At 78.1% G+C, this 1,444-nt stretch carries 2 protein-coding genes; both read left to right on the plus strand.

Going from position 1 to position 1,444, the window contains the following annotated elements:
* The coding region (locus tag RB146_13980; protein ID MDQ7830073.1) for a phosphoglucosamine mutase at positions 1 to 1,035 on the plus strand (1,035 nt) is incomplete at its 5' end.
* On the plus strand, positions 1,032 to 1,444 hold a 413-nt coding region (locus RB146_13985; GenBank protein MDQ7830074.1), incomplete at its 3' end, for a WecB/TagA/CpsF family glycosyltransferase. The genes RB146_13980 and RB146_13985, both read left to right, overlap by 4 nt.

Raw genomic sequence — 1,444 nt, forward strand, 5'->3', positions numbered from 1 at the left:
CCGGACGGGTTCAAGCTCCCGGACGAGGTGGAGACGCGCCTGGAGGCGGCGCTGGGCGACGCCGACCTGCCGCGGCCCACCGGCACCGGGGTGGGGACGGCGCGGGGGCGGCCGGAGGCGGAGGACGACTACCTGGCCTACCTGCTCGGGCTGGGGCTGCGCCCCGCGGCGGGGCTGCGGGTGGTGGTGGACTGCGCCTACGGCGCGGCCTGGCGCATCGCCCCGCGCCTGTGGGAGGCGCTGGGGGCGCAGGTGGTGGCGCTGCACGCCGAGCCCGACGGGACGCGCATCAACGTGGGGTGCGGCTCCACGGCCCCGGAAGTGTTGCAGGCCGAGGTGCGCCGTCACGGCGCCGACGTCGGGTTCGCCCATGACGGCGACGCCGACCGCCTGATCGCGGTGGACGAGCGGGGCGAGGTGGTGGACGGCGACCGGACGATGGCCATCGCCGCCGACTTCCTGCTGGAGACCGGACGCCTGCGCGGCCGCACCGTGGTGGCCACGGTGATGAGCAACCTGGGACTGGAGCGCTACCTCCGGGCGCGCGGGGTGCGCCTGGAGCGCACCCGGGTCGGCGACCGCTACGTCCTGGAGCGGCTGCGGGAGCTCGGCGGGGTGCTGGGCGGCGAGCAGAGCGGGCACGTGATCTTCCTGGACGTGGCCACGACGGGCGACGGCCTGGTGACGGCGCTGCACCTGGTGCACATCATGGCCCGCAGCGGGCGCCGCCTCTCCGAGCTCGCCCCGGGGCTGGAGCGCTTCCCGCAGGTGCTGCTGAACGTGCCGGTGCGCGACCGGGAGGCCTGGACGCGCGACCCGCACGTCCAGGCGGCGATCCTGGGGGCGGAGCAGCGGCTGCGCGGGCGGGGGCGGCTGCTGGTGCGGGCGTCGGGGACGGAGCCGCTCGTGCGGGTCATGGTGGAGGCGGAGGAGGCGCAGGAATCGCAGGCGCTCGCGGCGGAGCTCGCGGCGGTGATCGCCCGCCGCTGCGGCGCGGAGCGCGCCCCGCACGCCGCCGAGGAGGGCGGCGGGTGAGCGAGACCCTCACCGCGCTCCCTGCGCTGCGCCCGGCGGTCCTGCTCGGGCTGCCGGTCCACCCGGTCACCCTGGAGGAGGCCGTGGAGCGGCTGCTCCGGGCGGTGGCCGCCCGCTCGGCGCCGGTGCACGTCGTCTCCCTCAACGGGGCGCTCGTGATGCAGGCGCTGCGCGACCCCGACCTGGCCGCGGTCATCCGCGCCGCCGGGCTGGTCATCCCCGACGGCATCGGCACGGTGCTGGCCGGGCGCATCCTCGACGTCCCCGTGCGCCGGCGGGTGGCCGGGGTGGACGTGGCGGAGGCGCTCTGCCGCGAGGCCGCCCGCCACGGCTACCGGGTCTACCTGCTGGGCGCCGCCCCCGGCGTGGCCGAGGCGGCCGCCTCCCGCCTGCGCGAGCGCTACCCCGG

It is taken from the genome of Armatimonadota bacterium, assembly GCA_031081585.1.
GTDB lineage: Bacteria > Sysuimicrobiota > Sysuimicrobiia > Sysuimicrobiales > Humicultoraceae > Geohabitans > Geohabitans tengchongensis.